This window comes from Saccharopolyspora sp., from assembly GCF_017434145.1.
GTDB lineage: Bacteria > Actinomycetota > Actinomycetes > Mycobacteriales > Pseudonocardiaceae > Saccharopolyspora_C > Saccharopolyspora_C galaxeae.
This window is the reverse complement of record NZ_JAFRFW010000867.1, coordinates 1-1,971: the sequence shown is the minus strand read 5'-3', so window position 1 is coordinate 1,971 and position 1,971 is coordinate 1. Positions and strand designations below refer to the sequence as shown.

The 1,971-nt window shown below is 70.6% G+C and carries 2 protein-coding genes; both read right to left on the bottom strand.

Annotation, left to right across the window (positions count from 1 at the left end):
- Positions 1–201, bottom strand: a 201-nt coding sequence (locus IJH84_RS23535; protein ID WP_295149137.1) for an SDR family NAD(P)-dependent oxidoreductase, incomplete at its 3' end; no start/stop codon positions are given.
- A 50-nt stretch (positions 202–251) separates the two neighbouring features.
- The gene (locus IJH84_RS23530; RefSeq protein ID WP_295149134.1) at positions 252–1,643 is read right to left on the bottom strand and encodes a cytochrome P450; all 1,392 of its coding nucleotides are present in this window, start codon (positions 1,641–1,643) and stop codon (positions 252–254) included.
- Positions 1,644–1,971 lie beyond the last annotated feature (328 nt).

The window sequence follows — 1,971 nt, the reverse complement described above, 5'->3', positions numbered from 1 at the left end:
GACTCCGTTGGGACCTCCGCCGGCCACGATGAACGTGAGCCACTGCCGCCTGTCCTCGACGGCGGTCTCCCGGGCGGCCGCGGGGTCCACATCGGACAGCGCGAGCACCGCGCCCGCCGCGGCGAACCGCTGCGCCAGCGCGCGGCCGATGCCGCCGCCCGCTCCGGTGATCACGACTACTTTGCCGGTCAGTTGCCGCACGATTCTCGTCGCCTCCTGGTCAGTGGGATGGGTGGGAAAGCTCGGGGAGGTCAGGCCGGGGTGCTCGCGCGCTCGCGGCGGCGCAGCGCGACCGGTGCGCCGTCGGTCGGGAACGGCAGCGAGTTGTAGTTCAGCGGCATCTCGTAGGCGGGGTCCACGGTCCAGCTGAACCGGCGCAGCAGCTGCGTCATGATCGCCTTGACCTCCATGGTCCCGAAGTGCATGCCGATGCACTTGTGCACGCCGCCGCCGAAGGGCTGCCAGGCGAAGCGGTGGTTGCGGTCCTCCCGCCGCGGTTCGGCGAACCGGTCCGGGTCGAACCGCTCCGGGTCGGTCCAGACCTGCGGATCGTGGTGGACCTGGTGGGAGGCGACCGCGACCGGAGTCCCCGCGGGCAGGTGGTGCCCGCAGACCTCGGTGTCGGCCACGGTCTGGCGCATCAGCGACGGGACCGGGGTCACCAGCCGCAGCGACTCCTTCATCACCAGGTCCAGCGCTTCGAGCCCGTCGAGTTCCTCGCGGCTGGGCTTTTCCGCGCTCAGCGCGTCGGCCTCGGCGCGGCAGCGCTGCTGCCACTCCGGGTTCCTGCCGAGGAAGCTGACCATGCTGGTCGCGGTGATCGTGGAGGTGTCGTGCGCGGCCATCAGCAGGAACACCATGTGGTCGACGACCTCGTCGTCGGTGAACCGCGCCCCGTCGTCGTCGGAGGCGGTGCACAGCTGCGAGAACAGGTCCTCGCCCGCCGAGTCCTCGGCGCGGCGCCGGGCGACCTGCGGGCGCAGCACCTGTTCCAGCAGCGCCCGCCCGCGCAGGCCGCGCCGCCACCGGGTGCCCGGCAGCGGCAGGCGCACCAGCGACGTAGCGGCCTGCACGCAGCCGATGAACGCCTGGTTGACCTCCTGCTTGCGCCGTCCGAAGTCGACTCCGCCCATGAAGATGTCGCTGGCGAGGTCGAGCGTGAGCGCTTTCAGCGCGGTGTAGACGGGGAAGTCCGCGCGCGGTGACCACTGCTCGATCCCGCAGACGATGGCGCCGTGCAGTTCGGCGAGGTAGCTGCGCAGCCGGTCGTTGGTGAACGCCTGCTGCAGGATGCGCCGGTGCGCGAGGTGGTCGTCGAAGTCGCGCAGCATCAGTCCGCCGTCGAAGAACGGCCCGATCAGCCGGCGCCAGCCGGGACCGTTGGCGAAGGCCTTGTCCCGGTTCTGCAGCGCGGTGCCGGTCGCCTCCGGACCGAGCAGCAGCACCGTGCGCGTGCCGAACGCGCTGAACCAGGACACCGGGCCGTACTGCTCGTAGCGCTTGCGGTGGAACGTAAGCGGGTCGCTGGTCGCCTGGAGCGCGTAGCCGAGCACGGGTGGTCCCGCATCACCGCGCACGGGTCGCAACCCGGCATCCGCGCGGTCCGCGGGCACCGTGTCGAGCACGCTGCTTCGTCGCTGCATGGCGAGCACCTCTCGTCGTCTTTGACAAGGTTGCTGACAACGTACGTTGTCAAAAATGGGTGCGGCAAGAGCGATCGTTCGGCCGGAGCAGTCCCGGCCCGTCTCCGGCGGCGGTCGCGATGTTCGTACCCGGAACCCGCGGAACCGTTGCGCCTGCCGGCTCGCAGCTTCCGGCCGCGGCGGCGACCTTTCCCTCGAATATGTCGCGCAGTGCGCCCGAAAGCGGTCGCATTCATGGTCCTGCACGACATGCCCATCATTCCGCAAGCGATCCGCGACATGGCGCGCGCACTCGAATGCGGTTCGCCGCCGCGAGGCGGAGCCCGTT

Excerpts from the sequence above, each read along its gene's own strand:
- IJH84_RS23530 (WP_295149134.1), bottom strand. The coding sequence starts at position 1,643 with ATGCAGCGACGAAGCAGCGTGCTCGACACGGTGCCCGCGGACCGCGCG.